We start from the raw sequence: 22487 nt of genomic DNA on the forward strand, positions 1-22487 counted from the left end.
GATGGGTTTGCTGGACGCATACAGTTGATAGACGTCCCGCGCGAGTTTTTCTTCTTCGCGCATGAACACCAGTGCGCTGGCTTCGGTGGCCGAAAGATCCGAGGGGGGGAGGGCGTCGAGCTGCGTGCTGAGCGCGGCGATGGCGGTAGCGGATGTCGCGTCGGTGCTTGCTGGTGTTGCGGCGACGGTGGAATCGCCACCGCCGCAGCCGGTGAGAGCCAGCACCGCAGCGCCGAGGGTGGTGTTGAGAAAAGTTCGGCGTTGCATGTTTGGGTTCTCCGAGGGTTAGTTCGTCGTGGTGACAGGGGCGGCAGGGGCCGGTTGCAGGGACGGATCCTGGATGCGCTGCTGGTCGCGCTGCTGCAGCTTCTGGCCCTGACCAGCGCCCTGTGCCGTGCCACTGTTCTGATTCATGTTGCGATGCTGGTACTGGTGTTGCTGCATCTGGCCGGTTCCGGCGCCCGCTGCGGCTCCGGCACCCATGCCACCGCTCATACCGCCACCCATACCGCCACCCCCCATACCGGCGGCAAAAATGGAACCTGCAGCCCCCATGGCCACGGCTGCGGCCAGAAGACGAAGAGAAGTGCGTTGTTTCATGATGAACTCCTTGAAGTTGAAAAACGTGAATCAGCGTCGACCACGCCCACTGCCTTGTCCGCCCGCATGAGCCCCGCCACCGGCTCCGGCGCCGCCACCCGCAGCAGCGCCAGCCGCCGCAGGTCTTGCGGGAGAGCCGACGGCCAGCCCGGCCATGGCTGCCGCACGCTCCATGCGGCGCTCATAGCCCGTGCCGAAAGGGGCCTCGTTCCCATGCGGTGCTTGCAGGGCCGACAAACCCGTAGGTGCTCCGGCAACCGGGCTGTGCAGCGATTTGCCCGCCTGGGCCGCCGCACCGGCTTCGGCCTGCCGCGCCTGATCAGCGGCGACCTGGCGTGTGGCATCGAACAAGGCTCCCGCGCTCAGAGGCTTCTGCTGCGCCTGAGCCGTCGCCAAGCCCGCGAGGCTCAGACCGAGACCGACGGTCAGGCGGAGGCAAGATTGAGCGAAAGCGTGCATGGCGGTACGGACAAGGCAGTGGTTGTGATCGATGGGGGATATGTTTCGATGGCGAGGTTGCGCCTGGATGTCTTGCACGAGGCGTTGTATTCCCCTGCGTATCACTTTGTTTCACTCCATGTCGGCAAACGCCGCCAGCCCCTTGGAAGTCCTAGACTTCGGGCCATGAATTCACCTGCTCCCAGTCAGCGCATTCTGGTGGTCGATGACGACCCGGAATTGCGCGCCATGCTGCGTGATTACCTCACCGGTAATGGCTTTGCGGTCGATCTGGCTGCTCATGGCGACGCCATGCGCGCCTGTCTGGCGCAGCAAATGCCGCACGCCGTTATCCTCGACTTGATGCTGCCCGGCGAGGACGGGCTGGCGCTGGCGCGTGAACTGCGGCGCAGCAGTGATCTGCCCATTCTTATGCTTTCGGCGCGCGGCGAAGAGATTGACCGGGTGATCGGGCTGGAGGTCGGGGCCGATGACTATCTGCCCAAACCTTTCAGCCCCCGTGAGCTGCTGGCCCGTCTACGCGCCTTGTTGCGCCGGGCGCAGCCGACCTCTGCGGGGGATTTGCCGCCCGCGTCCAAACCGGCAGAACAGGCGGTGCGGTTCGGCCCCTTCTTGCTCGATGCCGCGGCGTTTCGCTTGCTGCGTGACGGGCAGGATGTGGGATTGAGCGTGGCCGAGTTCACCTTGTTGCAGGCCATGGTCGCGCATCCCAACCGCGTGCTCAGCCGCGATCAACTCATCGACTGGCTCAAAGGCTATGAGCGCGATGCCTTCGATCGCAGCATCGACGTGCGCGTTGCTCGCCTGCGTCGCAAGATCGAAGATGATCCGGCCCATCCCGTTTACGTTCGCACCATCCGGGGGCAGGGTTACCTGTTCAATCCGTCAGGCGCTGGCGCCTGACCTCGCCTCAGCCGACCCGACCCTTCATGCAGCCCACTGCAGGACTGAGCGAAACCGGATCGGACAAGCGCACGCTGCGGCAGCAGACGTTGCGGGCGATGCTGGTACTGGTGTTGCTCCTGGAGCTGGCATTTGCCGGGGTCGCGCTGCTGTTCGTGCTCAAGCCCATGGCGCAGCGCTCGGCAGACGATCTCGCGGGTCTCATGGTGCTGTCCGCGCAAACCTGGGCAGAACTGCCTCCGCAAACCCGCCCGGCGTTTCAGCAAGAGCTGCACAACCGCTATCGTCTCAGCCTGTTGCCCGATATGCAGCCGCCTGCCGACAACGGCATGACGCACGGGCTTTACATCGGCTTTGTTGAACAGTCGCTGCAGCAACGCACCGGGCATGCGGTGTATTTCCGTCGGCAGACCGACGCGCAGGGACACATCTGGCTCTGGACCAGCATTCCCGCAGGCGGGCGCGACATCGGCGTGGGGTTCGATACCAGCCGCATCCAGACGCAACCCATCCGAGCCCTGTTGATCGGCCTCGCCCTGACCTTGCCGCTGTCGTTTCTGCTGGCCTTGTGGTGGGCGCGGCGCATTTCGCGGCCGCTGGTGTCCATGGAGCAGGCCGCAGCCGGGCTGGCGCGCGGCGATACCCCGCAGCGTTTGTCGCAGTCGGGGCCGCGTGAAATCGCCAACCTTGCGGCGCATTTCAATCAAATGGCCGAACGTATCGACGCCTTGCTGCAGGCGCGCACGACGCTGCTTGTCGGCGTATCGCACGATCTGCGCTCGCCCCTGGCGCGCATCCGCCTGGCGCTGGAACTGCAACGCATGGCGCCCACTCCCGAACGGCTCGACCAGATCGAGCGCGATGTTCTGGCGATGGACCGGCTGATCGGCGAGGTGCTTGCCCTCGCTCGCGGCCTGCGAGCGCAAGCCGCAGAAGACCTCGTCTTGAAGCCCTGGTTGCAAGAACGATTGCAGATGCACGATGAATGGGCGACATCACGCGGTGCAACCCTCGGCGTGCAATGCCCGGACGATCTGCACGCGTGGGTGGATGCCGCCGCCTTGCAGCGCGTTGCGGACAATTTTTTGACCAACGCGGTGCACTACGCCGCAGGCCCCATCACCTTGCAGGCGGGACCGGGCAGCTCACCCGGCCGGGTGCGTATTGCCGTGCTTGACCGCGGCCCTGGCATTCCCGCCGATCAGCTCGACGCGGTATTTGCGCCCTTCACCCGGCTCGATTCTGCCCGCACGCCGGGGCACGGCTCCGGCTTGGGTCTGGCGATCGCCAGGCAATTGGCGCAGCAGCACGGCTGGGCGGTTGGACTGCAGCAGCGTGACGGCGGGGGGCTGATCGCCTGGGTGGAGGTGCCGGTGTCGCCCATTCATTCAGTCTGAAGGGGGCTTGGCGGTGCGTTTGCGGCGCCGAACCCGCCACAGCGTCCAGATGACTAGCGCGATGGCAATACCGCCGTAGATGTAGAGCAGAAGATCGACATGGGCGGCGAACCAGTTGGAGTTCATGAAGTCAGTTTCCTGTCGCGGCAAGGATGAGCCAGGGCATTCACCCTATCATGCCGCTCATCGACGCAGCCATTTTCCGAACTTCGCATTCTCCACTTCCATGTCTTTGCGTGCGCTCAATCTGCCGACGCTGCTCACCTGGGCGCGCGTGGCGGCCATTCCGCTGGTCGTCGGGGTGTATTTCCTGCCAACCGACTGGATGACCCTGCCCGAGCGCAACCTCGCCGCGACCATTTTGTTCATTCTCAGCGCCATCACCGACTGGCTCGACGGCTATCTGGCGCGTAAATGGAACCAGACCTCCGCATTCGGCGCCTTTCTCGACCCGGTGGCCGACAAGCTGATGGTCTCTGCAGCCCTGCTCATCCTGCTGCAGCTCGGGCGCGTCGATGCCCTGGTGACGCTCATCATCATCGGCCGTGAAATCGCCATCTCCGCGCTGCGCGAATGGATGGCGCAAATTGGTCAGTCGCGTCGGGTGGCAGTGAGCTATGTCGGCAAGGTCAAGACGGCCGTGCAAATGGTGGCCATTCCCTTTTTGCTGTTCGGCGGAACCCTGTTCGGCATGGTGAATACGGTGCTGATCGGCCAGTGGCTGATCTGGGCGGCGGCAGTGCTCACGCTTTGGTCCATGCAGTATTACTTCCGCATTGCTCTGGCGGGGATGAAATTGACGTGAGCGCTGCACAGGTTGGCACGCCTGCCGTGCTGCGTCGTGTCATGCCCTGGGTGTTCGTGCTGATCTGGAGCACCGGCTTCATCGTCGCCCGCTATGGCATGCCCTACGCCCCGCCGCTGAAATTTCTCAGCCTGCGCTATGCCTTTTCGCTTTTGGTGCTGTTGCCGCTGGCCGCATGGCTGCGCACGTCATGGCCGCGCGGCGGCAAACAATGGCTGCATCTCGCCGTGGTGGGCGCCTTGTTGCAGGCGGGCTATCTGGGCGGGGTGTGGGCGGCGGTCAAGCAGGGCATTCCGGCCGGAACGGTGGCGTTGATCGTGGGCCTGCAGCCCTTGCTCACGGCGGTGCTGGTCTCGGCCGCAGGCCAGCGCATTCATGCTCGCCAATGGCTGGGCCTGCTGCTGGGCTTTGGCGGCTTGGCGCTGGTGGTCCTGCATAAGTTCGACGGTGGACAACTGAGCGCCCACAACCTGCTGCTGTCACTGCTCGCACTGTTCAGCATCACCGCCGGAACGCTGTGGCAAAAGCGCTTTGTTCGTCCGACCTCGGTCTGGGGCGCATTGAGCATTCAACTTCTGGCGGCCATGATCATCACTGCGCCGTTTGCGCTGCTGGAGACGGAGCCCGTGGTGTGGAACGGGCAGCTCATCGGGGCCCTGGCCTGGTCGGTGCTGGCGCTGACGGTCGGGGCAGGGGCCTTGCTCTATCTGCTCATTCAGCGCGGCGCGGCGGTGCAGGTGACCAGTCTGATCTACTGGGTGCCGCCCGTCACCGCCTTGATGGGCTGGGCCTTGTTCCACGAAACGCTCGGCCCGACGACCTGGGTGGGCATGGCGCTGGTGGCCGCCGGCGTCATCGCCGTGACCCGCAGGCCTACGACGGTGTTGATCCAGCGTTGAACAAATTTTCAGGAGATCCCATGAATGCAAGCCCATCGGCTTCGCCTCTGCGCATCGCCGTTCTGGCCGGTGACGGCATCGGGCAAGAGGTTGTGCCCGAAGGCCTGCGGGTGCTCGACGCGGCGGCCCGCCGTTTTGGCATCGCCCTGCAACTCGATCATTTCGACTTCGCCTCATGCGACTATTACCTGCGACATGGCGCGATGCTGCCCGCGAACTGGAAGGAGCAGATCGGCGGCCATGACGCGATTTTGTTCGGCGCCGTCGGCTGGCCGCAGACCGTGCCCGATCACGTCTCACTGTGGGGATCGTTGCTGCAATTCCGGCGTGAGTTCGATCAGTATGTCAATCTGCGTCCGGCAAAGTTGATGCCCGGCGTGCATGCGCCGCTGATCAAGCGAGACGGCAGCGCCTACGCGCCGGGCGAGATCGACATGCTGATCGTGCGCGAAAACACCGAGGGCGAATACTCCAGCATCGGCGGGCGCATGTTCGCCGGCACCGAGCGCGAAGTGGTCATCCAGGAAACGGTGATGAGCCGCATCGGCGTGGACCGCGTGCTGCGCTACGCCTTCGAGCTGGCACGCAGCCGTCCGCGCAAACACCTCACCTCCGCCACCAAATCCAACGGCATTTCCATCACCATGCCCTACTGGGACGAGCGGGTGCAGGCGATATCTGTCGACTATCCCGATGTGATGCGCGATCAGTTTCACATCGACATTCTCACCGCGCATTTCGTGCAACGTCCTCACACGTTTGATGTGGTGGTGGCGAGCAATCTGTTCGGCGACATCCTCTCCGATCTCGGCCCCGCGTGCTGCGGCACCATCGGCATTGCGCCTTCGGCCAATCTCAACCCGGAGCGGCGCTTTCCCTCATTGTTCGAGCCGGTGCATGGTTCCGCCCCAGACATCGCAGGAAAAGGCATTGCTAATCCCATCGCCCAAATCTGGAGCGCAGCGCTGATGCTTGACTTCCTGGGCCACCGCGAAGCGCACGACGCGATATTGCGGGCCATAGAAACCGTGCTCGCGACTGAGAGCGGCGCACCGCGCACCCCCGATATCGGCGGAACCGCGACCACGGCCGATCTGGGCCGGGCGGTGGCCGAATGCATTTGACTCATGGCTAGAATACGCGGTCTTGCGCAGGCAACACGACCGATGACACGCCGCATTGACACGAGCGAATGCCCCCGGCTCTAATCGCCCGATCACCGTCGCGCCCGTGCAGGGCGCGGGCTTCGCGTTTTATCCAGACCGATCCAGACTGAAGAGGGACACAAGTGAACAAGGCAGAACTGATTGAACACATGGCCAACAACGCCGATCTCAACAAGGCTCAAGCAGGCCGTGCGCTTGACGCGCTGATCGATGCCGTGCGCCGCACCTTGAAAAAGGGCGACAGCGTGTCGCTGATCGGCTTCGGCACCTTCGCCGTGACCAAGCGCGCTGCGCGCACCGGCCGCAATCCGCGTACCGGCGCCGCCATCAAGATCAAGGCCGCCAAGATTCCGAAGTTCCGTCCGGGCAAGGGTCTCAAAGACGCCATCAAGTAATTTGTTCCGGTGGCAGCGCGGTGCGATCCCAACGCTGCTGCTGCCGCTGCAGGCAATGACCGGGTGCTTAGCTCAGTTGGTAGAGCGGCGCCCTTACAAGGCGTAGGTCGGGGGTTCGAACCCCTCAGCACCCACCATCGGTTGTTGCATCGTCCGACTTCATTCTGATTTTCGCGGTTGTCTCGTCGCATTTTCCGGCGGCCTTGAACGACCGCAAACAATGTGGGCAGGTTCCCGCTTTGCACCCCTCTCCAAGCCCGCGCCACCATGCTCGAATCCATACGCAAACACAGCAAGCTGATGCAAATCGTGCTGTTCGTGTTGATCTTTCCGTCTTTCGTGCTGTTTGGAATTCAGGGCTACTCCAGCTTTGAGGGGAGCGCTGATGCGGCGGCGAAGGTGGGCGGTCAGACCATCAGCATGCAGCAGCTCGACGCTGCCAACCGCGACGAGATCGCACGCCTGCAAAGCATGCTCGGCAGTGCGGTGGACATCAAGCAGCTCGACACGCCCGAGCAAAAGCTGCGCACGCTCGACGGCATGATTCGCCAGACTTTGCTGCAACTCGAAGCCCGGCGCGAACATCTCGAAGTGACCGACGCTCAGGTGCAACAGGCCATTTTGCAGATTCCGCAAATCGCCGCGTTGCGCAAGCCCGATGGTAGTTTCGATGTGCAAGCCTATCGCAGCCTGATCGCCGCACAGGGTATGAACACCGCGCAATTCGAAGCGCAGGTGCGCGAGCAGCTCATCCTGCAACAGGTGCTCGGTGGCTTGGCCGGATCGGTGATCGACAGCCAGGCTCTGGCCACAGCCGCCGCCAAAGCGGCTGCGCAACAGCGCGAAGTGCGTCTGGCCCTGTTCAAGCCGGCAGACTACACCGCACAGGTGCAAGTGACCCCGCAAGAGGTCGAGACCTTCTACAAGAACAACACCGCCCGTTTCCAGAAACCCGAGTCAGCCGACATTCAGTATGTGGTTCTGAGCGCCGCTGAAGTGGCCGCGGGCATCAAAGTCACCGCCGAGCAGGCCAAGGCTTTTTACGACGCCAATTTGTCCAAATTTTCGACACCGGCCGAACGCCGCGCCAGCCACATTCTGATCGCAGTTCCTGCCGATGCCACAGCGGCGCAGCAAGAACAAGCCAAGGCGCGCGCCGAGGCCATCGCCAAGCAGGTGAAGGCCAACCCCGCCGAGTTTGCCGCGCTGGCGCGCAAGGATTCGCAAGACCCGGGCTCTGCTGAGAAGGGTGGTGATCTGGGCTATTTCACCGCTGATTCGATGGTCAAGCCCTTTGCCGATGCGGTATTTGGCATGCAGAAAATCGGCGAAATCGTCGGGCCGATCAAGACCCAGTTCGGCTATCACATCATCGAGCTCACCGGCATCAAGCCGGGCGCACAGCAGCCCTTCGATGCCGTCAAGGCCAGCATTGAAAAACAGTTGCAGCAGGAAGCCGCGCAGAAACAGATGTCGGCCGACGTGGAAGCCTTCACCAATGCGGTGTTCGAGCATCCGGACAGCTTTCAGGCCGTCGAAGACAAGCTGCATCTGAAGGTGCAATCCGCCAGCAACGTTACCCGCACGCCGCAGCCCGCAGCGCCAGATGCGGTCAGTCCGCTGTCGAGCAAAGCGTTCCTCGACGCGCTATTTGCCGAATCCAGCTTGCGCAACAAACACAATCTGCAGGCCATCCAGATTGCGCCCAACGTCTGGGCTTCTGCTCGCGTGCTGTCGTTCAGCCCGGCGCAGACCCTGCCTTTGGCGCAAGTGCAGACCCAGGCGCGGCAGATGTTGGTCGATCAGAAAGCGGCCGAACTCGCTCGCAAAGCGGGCGAGCAGGCGCTGAAGTCGCCCGCCACCCTCACTTTTGGCGCGCCCCAGACGATCAACCTGACCCAACCAACCCCTGGTGTTTCGCCGCTCATCGTTTCAAAGGCCTTCGGGCTGAGCGCCAGCAAGTTGCCCGCCACCGCCGGTGTTGATCTCGGCGCGCAAGGCTATGCCGTGCTGCAGCTCGACAAGGTGATCGAGGGCCAGGCGCCCGCACAACTGATCAGCGCAGCCGCCAACGCCGAGCAACAGGCGCTCACCCAGGGCGTGATGAACGCTTACATCGAAGCCTTAAAGAAGCGTTTCAGGGTGGAAATTCTCTACAAACCCAAGGCTGAACCCGCAGCCGCCGGCTGATTGCCGTGACTGCAGGTCTTCGAAAAGACCAAGACTTTCGTATAGAATGTTCGTTTTTCTGTGGTGGCTGTAGCTCAGTTGGTAGAGTCCAGGATTGTGATTCCTGTCGTCGTGGGTTCGAGTCCCATCAGCCACCCCACAGCATTAAATACAAAGCCCAACCCCTTCGGTTGGGCTTTGTGCTTTTTGGCTTACGCCAGCAGTGCTGCGGTTTGCAGGGCCATGACGCCTTCTTCGTCGGTGGGCAGGGCGAAGGCTGGGATGGGGCTGTTGCCGTGGGTGATGCAGGTCTGGCCTGCCGCGTTGGACAGGGGGTCGAGGCGCAGGCCCAGCCAGGACAGGGCATTGCACACTTCTTGCCGCACTCGGGCGCTGTGGGTGCCGATGCCGCCCGTGAAAACCAGGGCGTCGAGGCCGCCGATGTCTGCGGCGAGTGCGCCGATGTGATGGGCCACGCTGGCGGTGAACAGGGCGATGGCTTCTTGCGCGCGCGCATCGGGGCTGGCTTCGAGGGTGCGCATGTCGCCACTCAGGCCGGAAACGCCTTTGAGTCCGCTGTCGTGGTAGAGCATGGCGGTGATTCTCTGCGGGTCGAGGTGCTCTTCGGTGATCCAGTGCAGCACCAGGCCGGGGTCGATGGTGCCGCAGCGGGTGGACATGACCAAGCCGTCGAGTGCGGTGAACCCCATGGTCGTGCTCACGCTGCGCAGACCCCGCAGACCGCACAGGCTGGAGCCGCCTCCCAAATGCGCCACGATGACGGCGCCTTGCGCGCGCTCGCCCAGCAGCGGCGGCAGTTTGTGGGCGATGGCGTCGTAAGACAGGCCATGAAATCCGTAGCGTTTGAAGCCTTTGTCGTGCCAGTCGCGCGGGATGGCGTAGCGGCGGGCGAGATCGGTCTGCGTGGCGTGAAACGCGGTGTCGAAGCAGGCGATCTGCGGCACATCGGGCAGGCGGGCGGTGGCGGCGTCCACCCCGGAGAGCCCTGGCCCTTGATGTAGCGGGGCGAGGCTGCGCAGGGCGTCGAGGGCGGCGCGCACGGATGGTGTGATGCGCTGGGCCGATGTGAAGGTGGTGCCGCCGTGCACGATGCGGTGGGCGACGGCGGCAATGGGCCCACAGCTGGAGCCGCAAAGCGCCGGTGTGATGAGGGTGTCGAGCAGGGTGTCCACCTCGGCGGCGATGTCGCCGCGCGGATCGCTTGAAGCGGTGCGGTGAGTCTGGCCTTGCGCGTCGGTCCAGCGCAGGGTGGCCTGGCCGTCGTGGCTGTCGATCTCGCCGCGGAGTTGGGCGGCCTCTGGCAGGTGCGGCCCGTGGCAGCCGTCGAGTTTGAACAGGGCGAATTTCAGGCTGGCTGAGCCGGTGTTGAGGCAGAGCAGGGTGGGCGAGGGCATGGCGGATTGTCTTTACGCGTGGGTCGCGGCGTCGGTCGTGCCCATCTGGCCCGCGGCCCTGAGCAGGGCCTGGCGTTGCAGCACGGCCAAGGCGCAGGAGGCGAGCCGGGCTTCCACGCCATCGGCCCGGCTGGTGAGGATGATGGGCACGCGGGTGCCGATGACCAGCCCGGCTATGGTCGCGCCGCCGAGGTATTCGAGCTGCTTGGCCAGCATATTGCCCGACTCCAGATCGGGCGTGAGCAGAATGTCGGCCAGACCGGCTACCGGCGAGTTGATGCCTTTGGTCTTGGCGGCGGCCAGCGACAGCGCGTTGTCGAAGGCCAGCGGCCCGTCGAGAATGGCGCCAGTGATCTGCCCGCGGTCGGCCATTTTGCACAGCGCGGCGGCGTGCAGCGTGGCGGCCATATTGGCATTGACGGTCTCCACCGCGGCGAGAATGGCCATGCGTGGCGTTTCGACGCCCAGGGCCTGCGCCAGTTCGATGGCGTTTTGCGCGATGTCGCGCTTGGTGTCGAGATCCGGGGCGATGTTGATCGCTGCGTCGGTGATGAACAGCAGCCGGTCGGCCGCCGGGGCGTCGATGACGAACACATGGCTGGCGCGGCGGCCGGTGCGCAGGCCGGTCTGGGCGTCGAAGGCGGCGTGCATCAATTCGTCGGTGTGCAGCGCGCCTTTCATCAGCGCGCCGACCTTGCCGTTGCGCGCCAGTTCGACCGCCAGCGCGGCGGCGGCGTGGCTGTGCTCGGTGGACATGAGTTGCCAGGGAGAGAGGTCGATGCCCGCGGCCTCTGCCGCCGCGCGGATGCGGGTTTCCGGGCCGATCCACACGGGTTCGATCAACCCGGCCTGGGCCGCGTCGATGGCGCCCTGGATGGAGACTGCGTTCACCGGATGCACCACGGCCACGCGCATGGGTTTGAGGCCCTTGCAGCCCTCGCGCGCTTTGCTCACCAGCGCGAGCAGACGCTGGCCCGGATCGACCAAATGCAGTTGCGGCAGATGGGTACGCGGGCGGCAGATTTTTTGCGTGGGCGCCTGTACCAGTGCCTGCCCGGAGGCGATGGTTTCGCCGCGCTGGTTGACCACTTTGCAGTCGAAGCGGATCTGGTGGCGCTCGGTCAATTTTTCGCGTGCGGTCACCGAGGCGGTCACGGTGTCGCCCAGCATCACCGGGTGGTCAAACGACAACGATTGATCGACGTACACCGTGCCAGGCCCCGGCAGTTCGGTGCCGAGCAGGTTGGACAGCAGCATGCCGCTCCACATGCCGTGCGCCACCACCTGGTGAAACGGCGTGCTGCGGGCAAATTCCTCATCGACGTGCGAGGGGTTGGCATCGCCCGACATCACGGCAAAGGTGGAAATGTCGGCCCGGGTGAGGGTGCGCTGCAGGGTGGCAGAGTCGCCCAGGGAGATTTCGTCGAAGGTGCGGTTGCAGATCGTGTCGGTCATGAGAAGAGTCTCGTAGAGTGAGTTCAGCGCTGCAGCACATACTCGCCGGGCGCTTCGGCCAGCGGGGGATAGTCCACACTGCCGCAGGCGGGCGGCGCGACTTGCTGCGCGCTGCCTTTGGCCACCAGCCATTGCTCCCAGCGCGGCCACCAGGAGCCTTCTTCGGCCTGCGCTATTTGCACCCAATGCGCCGGGTCGATGTAAGGGCGACCGCCGGGGTGCAGCGCCCAGCGATAGTGGCGGCGTGGATGGCCGGGCTCGCTCACGATGCCCGCGTTGTGCCCGCCGCTGGTGAGCACAAAGGTCACTTCGGAGTCGGCCAGCAGGTGAATCTTGTAGACCGATTTCCACGGTGCGACATGGTCGGTCTCGGTGCCGACGACGAACCAGGGCGCGGTCACGTTTTCCACCGCGACCGGGCGGCCATCGACGGCGTAGTGCCCTTCGGCCAGGGCGTTGCGCAAGTAGAGCTTGCGCAGGTATTCGCTGTGCATGCGATAGGGCATGCGGGTGGCGTCGGCATTCCAGGCCATGAGGTCGTTCATCGGCGCGCGCTCGCCCATGAGGTAATCGCGCATCAGGCGCGACCAGATCAGGTCGGACGAGCGCAGCATCTGGAAGGTGCCGGCCATCTGGGTGGTGTCGAGATAGCCCTGCGACCACATCAGGTCTTCGAGAAAACTGATCTGGCTCTCATCGGTAAACAGGGTGAGTTCGCCGGCTTCGGTGAAGTCGGTCTGCGCCGCGAACAGGCTGACACTGGCCAGACGTTCGTCACCGCGCCGCGCCAGCGCTGCGGCCGCGATGGACAGCAGGGTGCCGCCCAGACAGTAGCCCGCGGCATGCACCTTGCGGCCGGGCAGGATGGAAGTCACCGCGTCCAGCGCGGCAAAGGGGCCGAGGTGCAAATAGTCATCCATGCCCAGATCGCGTTCGTCCGCGCCCGGGTTTTTCCACGACAGCATGAACACCGTGTGGCCCTGATCGACCAGAAACTTCACCAGCGAGTTGTGCGGCGACAGGTCGAGGATGTAGTACTTCATGATCCACGCCGGCACGATGAGCACCGGCTCGGCCTGCACCGTGGGCGTGGTCGGGCTGTACTGGATGAGTTCCATCAGGCGGTTGCGCAGCACCACTTTGCCCGGGGTCGCCGCCAGCTCGTGGCCGGGGCGAAACTGCTCCGCCCCCGCGGGCGGGCGTTTGTCGAGTAGGCGCTGGGCATCGTCGAGCCAGTTGCGCAGACCTTGCGCCAAATTGGCGCCGCCGCTGCTCAGGGTGCGCTCCAGCACTTCGGGGTTGGTCCAGAAAAAGTTGCTGGGCGAGAGCATGTCCATCCACTGACGCGCCATGAAGGCCACCACCTGCTCGTGATGCGGCGACACGCCGCGCACGCCGTGGGCGGTGGCATCGACGAGTTGTTCGCGCAGCAAAAAGCGCTGGGCCAGCAGGTTGAACGGAAACTGCTGCCACTGCGCCGCACTGAAGCGCCGGTCGTTGGGGGTAGGGGCGACGCAGTCGGAGCAGGGGGTGCGGTCGGCGCGCAGGGCGTGCGTGCCCAATTCTGCGGCGTAGCGCAGCCATCGCCCCTGCATCTCCAGCGCCTGTGCGGCGAGACTGGCCTGCTTGCCGGGCGAGGCTGCCATGTGCATGGCCCAGTCGGCAAAGGCCAGGCCGAGCGCGGCGGGCGACAGGCCGAGCGTGGCCTTGGCCGTGAGAGCGTGCAGCGCCCGGTCGATCAGTTCGCGCATGGCTTGCTCGTGGTCGGGCGGGGTGAGCGCCTGCGCGTCGGCGGGAGGCAGAGGGATGCTGGGCGCGGCGACTGCGCCCAGCGCGCCAGCCGGAACGTCGGCTACGGCATTGGCGGGGGCCACGGGCGGCGATTCGGCGGCCTTGCTCACAGCTTGTTTCACTGGCAAGGGCGTTGTGGCGGTTGCCGGGGCGGTAGTGCGCAACTTGCGCGGCTTGCGGCTTGGGGCTTGGATCTGGCTCTCAGGAAACTCGCCGGGCCGCCCTAATGGTTCCTGGCCCTTTGAGGGGAGAGCCGAGCGAAGCGCTGGTTTTCGGGGTGGGCTCATATCGCTTCTCCTTGATAGATCATTCCATTTGAATGTCGCAGTGCAGCATGGCACTTGATCCGCATCAAGTCGGCGGGGTATGCAGATGCAACGCGCAGATGCAATGCGCCACGCCGTTCTGTCACGCCGCTGGCGAAACACTTCCTGCAAAATAGCACTCCATCATGAAATTACGAGAAAGCCGGTTATGCGCGTCACAGTCATAGGAGCGGGTTATGTGGGTCTGGTGACCGCCGCGTGTTTTGCCGATGTGGGCAATCAGGTCACCTGCATCGAGCGCGATGCCGAGCGCCTGTCTGCACTGCGCGACCGGGCCGAAGTGCCCTTCTACGAGCCGGGTCTGAGCGATCTGGTGCGGCGCAACATCGAGCAGGGCCGGCTGACCTTGAGCCCGAGCATCGCCGAAGGGCTGCCGGGTTCGCAGGTGTGCTTCATTGCGGTGGGCACGCCGTCGCTGCCCAATGGTCAGGCCGATCTGTCTCAGGTGGAAGGCGCCGCCACGGAAATCGGCCGCGCCATGACCGGACCGCTGGTGGTGGTGCAGAAGTCCACCGCGCCGGTGGGCACCATTCCCAAGGTGCGGGCACTGGCCGAGGCCGAACTGGCCAAGCGCGGCTTGGCGCACAGTCTGGGCGTGGTGAGCAACCCGGAATTTCTCAAGGAAGGTTCCGCCATTGAAGATTTCACCCGCGGCGACCGCATCGTGCTGGGCAGCGACGACCCGCAGGCCATCGCCACCATGCGCGAGCTGTACCGGCCGTTCAACCGCAATCACGAAAAAATCATGGTGATGGACGCCGCCAGCGCCGAACTCACCAAATACGCCGCCAACGCCATGCTGGCCACGCGCATCTCGTTCATGAACGAACTCGCCCGCATCGCCGAAGCGGTGGGGGCGGACATCGAGCAGATTCGCAAAGGCATCGGCGTCGATCACCGCATCGGCAGCCATTTTCTCTACGCCGGCGCGGGCTATGGTGGCTCGTGCTTTCCCAAAGACGTGAAGGCCCTGGCGCACACCGCGCGCGAACTCGGGCTGCACGCCGAGCTGGTGGAGGCGGTGGAGTCTGTCAACCAGCGGCAGAAGCTGCGGGTGTTCGAGAAAATCAGCGACCACTATCAGGGCAAGCTGGCTGGCAAGACTATCGCCCTGTGGGGCCTGGCCTTCAAGCCGAACACCGACGACATGCGTGACGCGCCCAGTCTGGACCTCATCACCGCGCTGCTGCAGGCCGGTGCGCGAGTGCAGACCTGGGACCCGGTGGCGGTAGAAATGGCGCGGCGCCTGCTGCCCGAGCATCCCGCGCTAGAGTTCGCCGCCGACGCCCGCGCCACGCTGAGCGGCGCGGATGCGCTAGTCGTCATCACCGAATGGCATGCCTTCCGCTCGCCCGATTTCACCTCTCTGGCCGCCACCCTGCGCGACCGCGTGGTGTTCGACGGCCGCAATATCTGGGACCCGGAGTTCGTGCGCAGCACGGGCCTGCGTTACTACGGCATCGGTCGCGGCTGAATTTTGGGCCTTTGGAATTGCCGAAATGGGTTGGACGGGTTTTATCTTCCCCAGTGCACGGACTTGTGGAGTGACAAGCAGAAGGCTTCGACGCCGCTTAACTCCATTCGTAAGAGCGTAGGAGGCGTTTAGTTGCCAGCATTCACTATCAAGCGAGAGGCGTATACCGCGATCGAGACGGAGCATTCATGTGTGCATTCCGCGCGTGAGCTCCGGTTACGCATTATTAAGGACGGTCGGCCAACCTTTTATCGTCAGTGCACACGCTGCGGAAACGCTGGGAAGGCAATAGCCAGGGGCGAGGCTATAACCGAGCTAAACGGCTTTGAGGCGCCATCCTTCGACAACGAGCTTGAGCCAAGGTGGTATGCACGCAAGCAGGCTTCTTACGTCGCTACTTTTTATGCCATCAAGCCCGCCTTGGAGGCTGAGTATCAAGCGTATCTGTCCTCAAAACTTTGGTACGTGAAGCGCAATGCGGCAATACGAAAAGCTAACGGTATCTGTGAGTGTTGCGAGCACTATCCAGCCACCCAAGCCCACCACATTACATATGAGCGGATTGGCCAAGAGTTGCCATCAGATCTCATGGCCGTATGCTCTTTTTGTCACGAATTGCTTCACGGCAAGAAAGCGCTCTAACCATTCAGTTCTCCGGGGAAAAACCTGCTGCGCGCTCTTTGCGCGGTTACTTCAAGCGTTGACCACCGCCACAAGCTATTCGCTCATCCTTTTTTCCTCTCTACACGCCTCAAGCCCGACAGACTCCTTGGCCCGAGTCCTGTCAGTTAATCAGCACGATCTCCTTGCCGTAGGGGAAGAAGGCCAGACCGGCCAGCTTGATGTGCTGCAGGGCGAAGGGAATGCCGATGATGGTGATGGCGCATAGCACGGCCGAAACCAGGTGTCCCAGCGCCAGCCACCAGCCGAACAGGATGGCCCAGATCAGATTGCCCAGGGCGCCGATGCCGCTGCCCAGCGTGCCCGCAGGTTTGTCCGCCACTTTGCGGCCGAAGGGCCAGAAGCTGAAGGTGCCGATGCGGAAGGCTGCAATCGCCCAGGGAATGCCGATGATGGTGATGGCGCAGATCAGCGCGGTGAACCACCAGGCCAGGCCCATGACAAAGCCGCCGAGGATGAACCAGAGAATGTTGCCGATCAGTCGCATGAAATTCCTTGGATGACGAACAGGGGTATTTTGCTTGACATGCGGCCTTGGCCCGCGGATTGCAAAGACAGGGGCAGAAGTCCTGCCGCATGACGGGTTGAGGTGAAGCAGACGGGGGTTTTTCCCGCTCTGGCGTCAATCGACCGACGGCAGGACGTGCAAACGTCAGGAAATCGTCGCCGCCATGTCGCCCTCTGCCTTGCCCGATCCGCTGAGTTGGACCGAACTGCTGCGCGTGTTCGGCGGTCTGGTCGTCGTCATCGTGGTGTTGGTTGCCGCGCTGTGGTTGTTCAAACGCTTTCAGACAGGCCTGCGCACGCCCAGCGGCCCGATGCGGGTGCTGGCTACCCTGAGCCTGGCGCCGCGCGAGCGTCTGCTGCTGGTTCAGGTCGGTGAGCAGCAACTGCTGCTGGGGTCGAGCGCGCAGGGTCTGGCCTGTCTGCATGTGCTGAGCACGCCCATTGAGTTGCAGCCGCCAGCGGCGGGGCAGGGCCTTGGCGCCCCACTGCCGCCGACCTTTCCTGACTGGCTGCGGCGCGCTGTTGAGCAGCGCGGAAAGGCCAAGCCATGATGCGCGCGCACTTGCTGCGGCCCTCGCGCTGGTTGCCGCGCGGTTTGGCGGCCGCCTTGCTGCTCTTACCGCTGTGGGCGAGCGCGCAGGTGTTGCCCGCGTTCACCTCCAGCCCGGCAGCGGGCGGCGGCACCGAATACAGCTTGAGCGTGCAGACCCTGCTGTTCATGACCGCGCTGGTGTTCCTGCCGGCCATGCTGCTGATGATGACGGCGTTCACCCGCATCATCATCGTGCTGTCGCTGCTCAAGCAGGCGCTGGGTACGACCACGGTGCCGCCCAGCCAGGTCATCGTCGGGCTGTCGCTGTTTCTCACCTTCTTCGTCATGAGCCCGGTGCTCAATCAGGTGAACGATGTGGCGATCAAGCCGCTGATGGACAACCAGATCACCATGCAGCAGGCGCTGCAAACGGGCGCCGCGCCGCTGCGCACCTTCATGCTGGGGCAGACCCGGCAGGAAGACCTGGCGCTGTTCGTCAAGCTCTCGGGGCACAAGGCGCTGGACAAGCCCGCAGACACGCCCATGAGCCTGCTGGTTCCGGCCTTCGTGACTTCCGAGCTGAAGACCGCTTTCCAGATCGGCTTCGTGATCTTCATCCCCTTTCTGATCATCGACATGGTGGTGGCCGCGGTGCTGATGTCGATGGGCATGATGATGCTCTCACCCGTCACCGTGTCGTTTCCGCTCAAGCTCATGCTGTTCGTGCTGGTGGGCGGGTGGGAACTGGTGATCGGCTCGCTGATGCAGAGCTTCGTTCACTGAATTCGAGAACGACATGACTCCAGAAACCATTACCACCATCGCGCAGCAAGCGCTGTGGGTGACTTTTCTCGTGGCGCTGCCGCTGCTGGGGGTGGCGCTGGTCGTCGGTCTGGTGGTGAGCCTGATTCAGGCGGCCACCCAGCTCAATGAAATGACCCTGAGCTTCGTGCCCAAGGTGCTGGCGATGGGGCTGGCCGGGGTGATTGCCGGGCCGTGGATGTTGCATGTGATGATGGACTTCACCATCCGTCTGTTCCAGAGCATTCCGCATCTGCTCAACGGCGGCTGATCGCGCTGCGCACCGACATGATTCATTTCACCAGCACCCAGATCGAGACGTGGATCGGCGCGTTTTTCTGGCCGTTCGTGCGGGTGCTGGCCATGCTGTCGCTGGCGCCGGTATTCAGTATGGGCAGCCTGCCCACGATGGTGCGCGTCGGTCTGGGTGTGCTCATCGCCGTGGCCATCGCCCCGGCCTTGCCCTCCATGCCACCGGTGCAGTTCGGCACGGCGACGGCGTGGATGTTGTTGTTGCAGCAATTGCTGGTCGGCGGGGCCATCGGCTTGTCGATGACCCTGATCCTCAGCGCGGTGATGTTCGCCGGTAGCGTGATCGGTCTGCAGATGGGCATGGGATTTGCCACCCTGTTCGACCCGGTGCAGGGCGTGCAGGTCACCAGTCTGGCGAGCTTTCTCAATATGGTCACGATGCTGCTGTTTCTGGCGGTCAACGGCCACCTCATTTTGCTGGCGGTGATTGCGCGCAGCTTCACCCTGCTGCCGGTCGCCCCCAATCTGGGGCTGGCTGCGCAGACCTGGTTCACCCTGGCGCAGCAGGGCGGCAGCGCCATTTTCAGCCTGGGGCTGGCGCTGGCAGCGCCGGTGATCGGGGTGCTGCTCATCGCCAACCTCGGGCTGGGCGTGCTGACCAAACTCGCGCCGCAGCTCAATCTGTTCGCCGTGGGTTTTCCGATGTTTTTCATCATGGGTTTTCTGGCGCTGTATCTGGTGATGCCGGTGATGCAGAACGTGGTGCAGCATCTGGTGGATGTGGGTCTGAGTCTGTCCGGTCAGGTGCTGCAACAAAGCGGCCCTGCTGCAACGTAGCGGGAGCAAGACATGGCTGAAGACAGCGCCCAGGAAAAGGAATTACCCGCCTCGCAAAAGCGCAAGCAGCAGGCGCGCGAAAAAGGGCAGGTGGCGCGTTCGCGCGATCTCACCTCCAGTCTGCTGCTGCTCGGCATGGCAGCCGTGGTGTACACCGCGGGGGGATGGTTCTACGACATGGGGCGCGAGTTGCTGCAGACCGGGCTGACGGTTTCTGCCAGCGCTTCGAAAGACCCCGCCGCCATGTTGCAGGCCGCGGGCCGGGTGCTGGTGCTCGGGCTCATCGTGCTGGCGCCGGTGCTGGCGCTGACCTTTGTGGCCAGTGCGGTGGGCGGAGTGGCCATGGGGGGCTGGGTGTTCAGCACCGAGGCGCTCGCGCCGGACTTCAGCCGTCTCGATCCGGTCAAGGGTATCGGGCGCATGTTTTCCATCACCGGGCTGGGCGAACTGGGCAAGGCCTTGCTCAAGGCCACTGTAATTGCGGTGATCGCGGGCATCGTGATCTGGAACGAACGCGGCGAGCTGCTCGGCCTGCTGCAGGTGGAGCCTCGACTGGCGCAGATGCAGCTCGGTCAGATCACCGCCCGCGCTTTTCTGTGGATGGCTTCGGGCACGCTGCTGGTGGCGGCCGTCGATGTGCCGTGGCAGTTGTTCCAGATGAACAAAAAGCTCAAGATGAGCCGCCAGGACCTGCAGGACGAAATGCGCGAAAGCGAGGGCAATCCGCAGATCAAGCAGAAGATGCGCGAGTTGCAGCGCGAGCGCGCCCGCAAGCGCATGATGGCCGCCGTGCCCAAGGCCGATGTGGTGGTGACCAACCCGACGCACTATGCCGTGGCGCTGGCCTACAAAGAGGGCAAGAACCGCGCCCCGGTGGTGTTGGCTCTCGGGGCCGATCGGGTGGCCGCGCGCATTCGCGAGATTGCCGCCGAGCACAACGTGCCGGTGATCGAAGCGCCGCCGCTGGCGCGGGCGCTGTTTCACCACGCCGAACTGGAGCAGGAGATTCCGGTGGCGCTGTACAACGCCGTGGCGCTGCTGCTGGCCTATGTGTTTCAGTTGCGCGCCGCCCCGCAGAGGGCGGTAGAGCCCGACGACTGGGAAATTCCCGCTGAATTTGTCGTGAACGAGTAAGCCCCATGGCCACTTCCCCTTCTTCCTCCCCGACCGTCATGCCGGCCTGGCGCAGGCTGCTGGCGCGCATGGACTGGCGCATGCTCGCCGCGCCGATTCTGGTGGTGCTCATCCTGATGATGCTGGTGGTGCCGCTGCCCACCTTCGTCCTCGACATGCTGTTCACCTTCAACATCGTGTTGTCGCTGATCATCATGCTGGTCACGCTCTATCTCACCCGGCCGCTGGACTTCGCCGCGTTTCCCACCGCGCTGCTGTTCACCACGCTGCTGCGGTTGTCGCTCAACGTCGCGGCGTCGCGGGTCATTCTGCTGCACGGGCAAAACGGCGAGGGCGCCGCCGGGGCAGTGATCGAATCGTTCGGCAAGTTCGTGGTGGGCGGCAACTACGCGGTGGGCATCATCGTGTTCGCCATTCTGGTGGTGATCAACTTCGTGGTGATCACCAAAGGTGCCGGGCGCATCGCCGAAGTGAGCGCGCGCTTCACCCTCGACGCCATGCCGGGCAAGCAAATGGCCATCGACGCCGACCTCAACGCCGGTCTGATCGACCAGGAAGAAGCGCGCAAGCGCCGCGCTGACGTGGCGCAGGAAGCCGACTTCTACGGTGCGATGGACGGCGCGAGCAAGTTCGTCCGCGGCGATGCGGTGGCGGCCATTCTCATTTTGTTCATCAACCTGATCGGCGGGTTGATCATCGGCGTGTTCATGCACGGCCTGGGTCTGGGCGAGGCGGCGCAGAACTACACCCTGCTGTCCATCGGCGACGCGCTGGTGTCGCAGATTCCGGCGCTGGTCATCTCCATGGCTGCGGGTATTGTCATCAGCAATGTGTCCACCGGGCAGGACGTGGGGCGGCAGCTGGTCAGCCAGTTGTTCAACCAGCCGCGCGTGCTCGCCATCACCGCGGGCATTCTGGGGCTGGTCGGTCTGGTGCCGGGCATGCCGCATCTGGCGTTTCTCGGCGCGGCGGCGGTGCTGGGCGGGGTGTTGTGGTGGCAGCTCAAAAAGCAGAAGCAGGCCGCCGCACAGGCGCAGGCCGCGCCTGCGGCCGCAGCGCCGGCCGAGCCGGAAGAAGTGAGCTGGGAGCAGATCGAGCCGGTCGACACGCTGTCGCTCGACGTAGGCTACCGCCTCATTCCGCTGGTCGACCGCAACCAGGGCGGCGAGCTGCTCGGGCGCATCCGTGGCGTGCGCAAAAAATTCGCGCAGGAGATGGGATTCCTCGTCGCCTCGGTGCACATCCGCGACAACCTCGAACTGCGGCCCGGCGGCTATCGCATCGCGCTCAAGGGGGTGGACGTGGGCAGCGGCGAAATCTTCCCCGATCTGCTCATGGCCATCAACCCTGGGCAGGTCATGGGCGATCTGCAGGGCACGCCGACCAAAGACCCGGCCTTCGGCCTGCCCGCGGTGTGGATCAATAAAGAGCAGCGCGACCGCGCGCAGGCGCTGGGCTATACCGTGGTCGATCCCAGCACGGTGTTGGCCACCCATTTGCACCACCTGCTGCAAACCCATGCGGCCGAGTTGCTCGGGCGCGAAGAAGTCGAAGGGCTGCTGGCGCATCTGTCCAAGCGTTCGCCCAAGCTGGTGGAAGATCTGGTGCCCAAGCTCATTTCCGCCGACCGGCTGCGCAAGGTGCTGCAGAACCTGCTGACCGAGGGCGTGCCCATTCGCGACATGCGCACCATCGCCGAAGTGCTGGCCGAACACGCGGGCCAGGTGAGCGATACCGACGAGCTGACCGCCCGCGTGCGGCTGGCGCTGGGCGCCTACATCGTGCAAAGTTTGTCGCCCAATGGGCAGGAACTCTCCGCCGCGGTGCTCGACGGGCAGCTGGAACAGATTCTGCTTTCAAGCCTGCGCGCCGACCCGCAACAAGCCGCGGTCGAGCCCGGGCTGGCGCAGCGCCTGATGGACAAGGCGCGCGATCTGATGCAGCGTATGGAAGCGCAGGGCGCCACCGGCGTGCTGCTGGTGAGTGCGCCGCTGCGGCAGTTTCTCGCCCGGCTGCTGGCGCGCAGCGCGCCGCGGCTGCGCGTGCTGTCCTATGCTGAAATTCCCGACCAGAAACAGGTCAAGGTCACCGCCACGCTGGGGGCGTAAATGCTGGAGTCTGAATCGTGAAAATCAAACGCTATACCGGTACCAATACCCGCGAGGTGCTGACCCGCATCCGCAACGATCTCGGCGCCGATGCGGTGATCCTGTCGAATCGGGAAATCGTCGGCGGCGTCGAATTAATGGCGGCGGTGGACTTCGACGCCAGCCGGTTTCCGTCGGACGAGCCGGGCGAAGGGGGGGCGGGTACTAAGGCTGCGGTGCAAACCCCTCCCCACCCCAACCCTCCCCACGAGTGGGGAGGGAGCACGCCGAGGGTGGCTTCAGAGAACAAGGCCGTTGAAATCGCCAAGGCGTCGCCACCATGCACCGAACTCTCCTCCCCTACCCGTGGGGGAGGCTGGGAGGGGCATCCGAAGGACGCGC

At 64.2% G+C, this 22487-nt stretch carries 21 protein-coding genes, 2 tRNA genes and 2 pseudogenes; 17 read left to right on the forward strand and 8 right to left on the reverse strand.

Features of this window, described 5'->3' with window-relative positions; translation table 11 throughout:
- The 3 genes and pseudogenes from B3H47_RS10110 to B3H47_RS10120 all read right to left on the reverse strand — a co-directional run.
- Positions 1-267 (reverse strand): annotated as a pseudogene (locus B3H47_RS10110) (DUF2202 domain-containing protein); the annotation flags it as partial.
- 18 nt (positions 268-285) lie between these two features.
- Positions 286-600, reverse strand: a complete 315-nt coding sequence (locus B3H47_RS10115; RefSeq protein WP_286986906.1) for a hypothetical protein — start codon at positions 598-600, stop codon at positions 286-288.
- A 30-nt stretch (positions 601-630) separates the two neighbouring features.
- The gene (locus B3H47_RS10120) at positions 631-1059 is read right to left on the reverse strand and encodes a hypothetical protein (RefSeq protein WP_286986907.1); all 429 of its coding nucleotides are present in this window, start codon (positions 1057-1059) and stop codon (positions 631-633) included.
- A gap of 165 nt (positions 1060-1224) precedes the next feature.
- On the opposite strand from B3H47_RS10120, the gene B3H47_RS10125 reads away from it, so the two are divergent.
- A complete protein-coding gene (locus tag B3H47_RS10125) occupies positions 1225-1962 on the forward strand; it encodes a response regulator (RefSeq protein WP_286986908.1) in 738 nt (245 codons plus the stop codon).
- Between the two features lie 26 nt (positions 1963-1988).
- The gene (locus B3H47_RS10130) at positions 1989-3359 is read left to right on the forward strand and encodes a sensor histidine kinase (RefSeq protein WP_286986909.1); all 1371 of its coding nucleotides are present in this window, start codon (positions 1989-1991) and stop codon (positions 3357-3359) included.
- Here the strand turns inward: B3H47_RS10130 and B3H47_RS10135 are convergent.
- A complete protein-coding gene (locus tag B3H47_RS10135; protein WP_013122811.1) occupies positions 3351-3485 on the reverse strand; it encodes a hypothetical protein in 135 nt (44 codons plus the stop codon). The two genes, B3H47_RS10130 and B3H47_RS10135, sit on opposite strands and share 9 nt — an antisense overlap.
- Before the next feature lie 100 nt (positions 3486-3585).
- Between B3H47_RS10135 and pgsA the strand changes: the two genes are divergently transcribed.
- The 7 genes from pgsA to B3H47_RS10170 all read left to right on the forward strand — a co-directional run bounded on the left by pgsA (position 3586) and on the right by B3H47_RS10170 (position 8953).
- A complete protein-coding gene (gene pgsA, locus B3H47_RS10140; RefSeq protein WP_013122812.1) occupies positions 3586-4164 on the forward strand; it encodes a CDP-diacylglycerol--glycerol-3-phosphate 3-phosphatidyltransferase in 579 nt (192 codons plus the stop codon).
- The gene (locus tag B3H47_RS10145) at positions 4161-5063 is read left to right on the forward strand and encodes a DMT family transporter (RefSeq protein WP_286986910.1); all 903 of its coding nucleotides are present in this window, start codon (positions 4161-4163) and stop codon (positions 5061-5063) included. The genes pgsA and B3H47_RS10145 overlap by 4 nt, the downstream gene beginning before the upstream one ends.
- A gap of 20 nt (positions 5064-5083) precedes the next feature.
- Positions 5084-6187, forward strand: a complete 1104-nt coding sequence (locus B3H47_RS10150; protein ID WP_286986911.1) for a tartrate dehydrogenase — start codon at positions 5084-5086, stop codon at positions 6185-6187.
- Between the two features lie 164 nt (positions 6188-6351).
- On the forward strand, positions 6352-6624 hold the full coding sequence (locus B3H47_RS10155; protein ID WP_013105445.1) for an HU family DNA-binding protein: 273 nt from the start codon (positions 6352-6354) through the stop codon (positions 6622-6624).
- Positions 6625-6685: 61 nt separating this feature from the next.
- A tRNA-Val gene (locus B3H47_RS10160) sits at positions 6686-6761 on the forward strand.
- Between the two features lie 130 nt (positions 6762-6891).
- Entirely contained in the window at positions 6892-8814 is a 1923-nt protein-coding gene (locus B3H47_RS10165) for a SurA N-terminal domain-containing protein (RefSeq protein WP_286986912.1), read from the forward strand.
- Between the two features lie 63 nt (positions 8815-8877).
- Positions 8878-8953, forward strand: a tRNA-His gene (locus B3H47_RS10170).
- A gap of 52 nt (positions 8954-9005) precedes the next feature.
- On the opposite strand, the gene B3H47_RS10175 is transcribed toward B3H47_RS10170, so the two are convergent.
- From B3H47_RS10175 to B3H47_RS10185, 3 genes are read right to left on the reverse strand one after another with little or no spacing between them, the layout of a single operon-like run.
- Positions 9006-10208 (reverse strand): acetate/propionate family kinase, encoded by a 1203-nt coding sequence (locus tag B3H47_RS10175; protein ID WP_286986913.1) that lies wholly within the window; start codon positions 10206-10208, stop codon positions 9006-9008.
- Between the two features lie 12 nt (positions 10209-10220).
- Positions 10221-11663, reverse strand: coding sequence for a bifunctional enoyl-CoA hydratase/phosphate acetyltransferase (locus tag B3H47_RS10180; RefSeq protein WP_286986914.1), 1443 nt, complete (start codon positions 11661-11663; stop codon positions 10221-10223).
- Positions 11664-11686: 23 nt separating this feature from the next.
- Positions 11687-13414 (reverse strand): PHA/PHB synthase family protein, encoded by a 1728-nt coding sequence (locus tag B3H47_RS10185; protein WP_286986921.1) that lies wholly within the window; start codon positions 13412-13414, stop codon positions 11687-11689.
- A gap of 514 nt (positions 13415-13928) precedes the next feature.
- Here B3H47_RS10185 and B3H47_RS10190 point away from each other — a divergent pair.
- Positions 13929-15254, forward strand: a complete 1326-nt coding sequence (locus B3H47_RS10190) for a UDP-glucose dehydrogenase family protein (RefSeq protein WP_286986915.1) — start codon at positions 13929-13931, stop codon at positions 15252-15254.
- Positions 15255-16038: 784 nt separating this feature from the next.
- Here the strand turns inward: B3H47_RS10190 and B3H47_RS10195 are convergent.
- Positions 16039-16422 carry a YccF domain-containing protein gene (locus B3H47_RS10195; RefSeq protein ID WP_276706568.1) on the reverse strand — a complete coding sequence of 128 codons (384 nt, stop codon included), beginning with the start codon at positions 16420-16422 and terminating at the stop codon, positions 16039-16041.
- Between the two features lie 184 nt (positions 16423-16606).
- On the opposite strand from B3H47_RS10195, the gene fliO reads away from it, so the two are divergent.
- The 7 genes and pseudogenes from fliO to B3H47_RS10230 form a co-directional block, all read left to right on the forward strand.
- Complete coding sequence (gene fliO, locus B3H47_RS10200) at positions 16607-16993, forward strand: flagellar biosynthetic protein FliO (RefSeq protein WP_286986916.1); 387 nt, start codon at positions 16607-16609, stop codon at positions 16991-16993.
- Positions 16990-17757 (forward strand): flagellar type III secretion system pore protein FliP, encoded by a 768-nt coding sequence (gene fliP / locus B3H47_RS10205; RefSeq protein ID WP_286986917.1) that lies wholly within the window; start codon positions 16990-16992, stop codon positions 17755-17757. The genes fliO and fliP overlap by 4 nt, the downstream gene beginning before the upstream one ends.
- Before the next feature lie 13 nt (positions 17758-17770).
- Positions 17771-18046: a flagellar biosynthesis protein FliQ gene (gene fliQ / locus B3H47_RS10210; protein ID WP_013122835.1), complete on the forward strand. Its 276-nt coding sequence runs from the start codon at positions 17771-17773 to the stop codon at positions 18044-18046.
- 17 nt (positions 18047-18063) lie between these two features.
- Positions 18064-18864, forward strand: coding sequence for a flagellar biosynthetic protein FliR (gene fliR, locus B3H47_RS10215; protein WP_286986918.1), 801 nt, complete (start codon positions 18064-18066; stop codon positions 18862-18864).
- A gap of 12 nt (positions 18865-18876) precedes the next feature.
- Positions 18877-19998, forward strand: a complete 1122-nt coding sequence (gene flhB, locus B3H47_RS10220; protein WP_286986919.1) for a flagellar biosynthesis protein FlhB — start codon at positions 18877-18879, stop codon at positions 19996-19998.
- A 5-nt stretch (positions 19999-20003) separates the two neighbouring features.
- Entirely contained in the window at positions 20004-22106 is a 2103-nt protein-coding gene (gene flhA, locus B3H47_RS10225) for a flagellar biosynthesis protein FlhA (protein ID WP_286986920.1), read from the forward strand.
- Positions 22107-22123: 17 nt separating this feature from the next.
- Positions 22124-22487, forward strand: a pseudogene (locus B3H47_RS10230) (flagellar biosynthesis protein FlhF); the annotation flags it as partial.

Origin of the sequence: Thiomonas sp. UBA7699 (assembly GCF_002482605.1) — a bacterium.
Taxonomy (GTDB): Bacteria; Pseudomonadota; Gammaproteobacteria; order Burkholderiales; family Burkholderiaceae_C; genus Thiomonas; species Thiomonas arsenitoxydans.

Bases quoted from the DNA above. Each gene is read 5' to 3' on its own strand.
- B3H47_RS10115 (WP_286986906.1), bottom strand. From the start codon at position 600: ATGAAACAACGCACTTCTCTTCGTCTTCTGGCCGCAGCCGTGGCCATG.
- B3H47_RS10120 (WP_286986907.1), bottom strand. From the start codon at position 1,059: ATGCACGCTTTCGCTCAATCTTGCCTCCGCCTGACCGTCGGTCTCGGT.
- B3H47_RS10125 (WP_286986908.1), top strand. From the start codon at position 1,225: ATGAATTCACCTGCTCCCAGTCAGCGCATTCTGGTGGTCGATGACGAC.
- B3H47_RS10130 (WP_286986909.1), top strand. From the start codon at position 1,989: ATGCAGCCCACTGCAGGACTGAGCGAAACCGGATCGGACAAGCGCACG.
- B3H47_RS10135 (WP_013122811.1), bottom strand. From the start codon at position 3,485: ATGAACTCCAACTGGTTCGCCGCCCATGTCGATCTTCTGCTCTACATC.
- pgsA (WP_013122812.1), top strand. From the start codon at position 3,586: ATGTCTTTGCGTGCGCTCAATCTGCCGACGCTGCTCACCTGGGCGCGC.
- B3H47_RS10150 (WP_286986911.1), top strand. From the start codon at position 5,084: ATGAATGCAAGCCCATCGGCTTCGCCTCTGCGCATCGCCGTTCTGGCC.
- B3H47_RS10165 (WP_286986912.1), top strand. From the start codon at position 6,892: ATGCTCGAATCCATACGCAAACACAGCAAGCTGATGCAAATCGTGCTG.
- B3H47_RS10175 (WP_286986913.1), bottom strand. From the start codon at position 10,208: ATGCCCTCGCCCACCCTGCTCTGCCTCAACACCGGCTCAGCCAGCCTG.
- B3H47_RS10180 (WP_286986914.1), bottom strand. From the start codon at position 11,663: ATGACCGACACGATCTGCAACCGCACCTTCGACGAAATCTCCCTGGGC.
- B3H47_RS10185 (WP_286986921.1), bottom strand. From the start codon at position 13,414: ATGCGCGAACTGATCGACCGGGCGCTGCACGCTCTCACGGCCAAGGCC.
- B3H47_RS10190 (WP_286986915.1), top strand. From the start codon at position 13,929: ATGCGCGTCACAGTCATAGGAGCGGGTTATGTGGGTCTGGTGACCGCC.
- B3H47_RS10195 (WP_276706568.1), bottom strand. From the start codon at position 16,422: ATGCGACTGATCGGCAACATTCTCTGGTTCATCCTCGGCGGCTTTGTC.
- fliO (WP_286986916.1), top strand. From the start codon at position 16,607: ATGTCGCCCTCTGCCTTGCCCGATCCGCTGAGTTGGACCGAACTGCTG.
- fliP (WP_286986917.1), top strand. From the start codon at position 16,990: ATGATGCGCGCGCACTTGCTGCGGCCCTCGCGCTGGTTGCCGCGCGGT.
- fliQ (WP_013122835.1), top strand. From the start codon at position 17,771: ATGACTCCAGAAACCATTACCACCATCGCGCAGCAAGCGCTGTGGGTG.
- fliR (WP_286986918.1), top strand. From the start codon at position 18,064: ATGATTCATTTCACCAGCACCCAGATCGAGACGTGGATCGGCGCGTTT.
- flhB (WP_286986919.1), top strand. From the start codon at position 18,877: ATGGCTGAAGACAGCGCCCAGGAAAAGGAATTACCCGCCTCGCAAAAG.
- flhA (WP_286986920.1), top strand. From the start codon at position 20,004: ATGGCCACTTCCCCTTCTTCCTCCCCGACCGTCATGCCGGCCTGGCGC.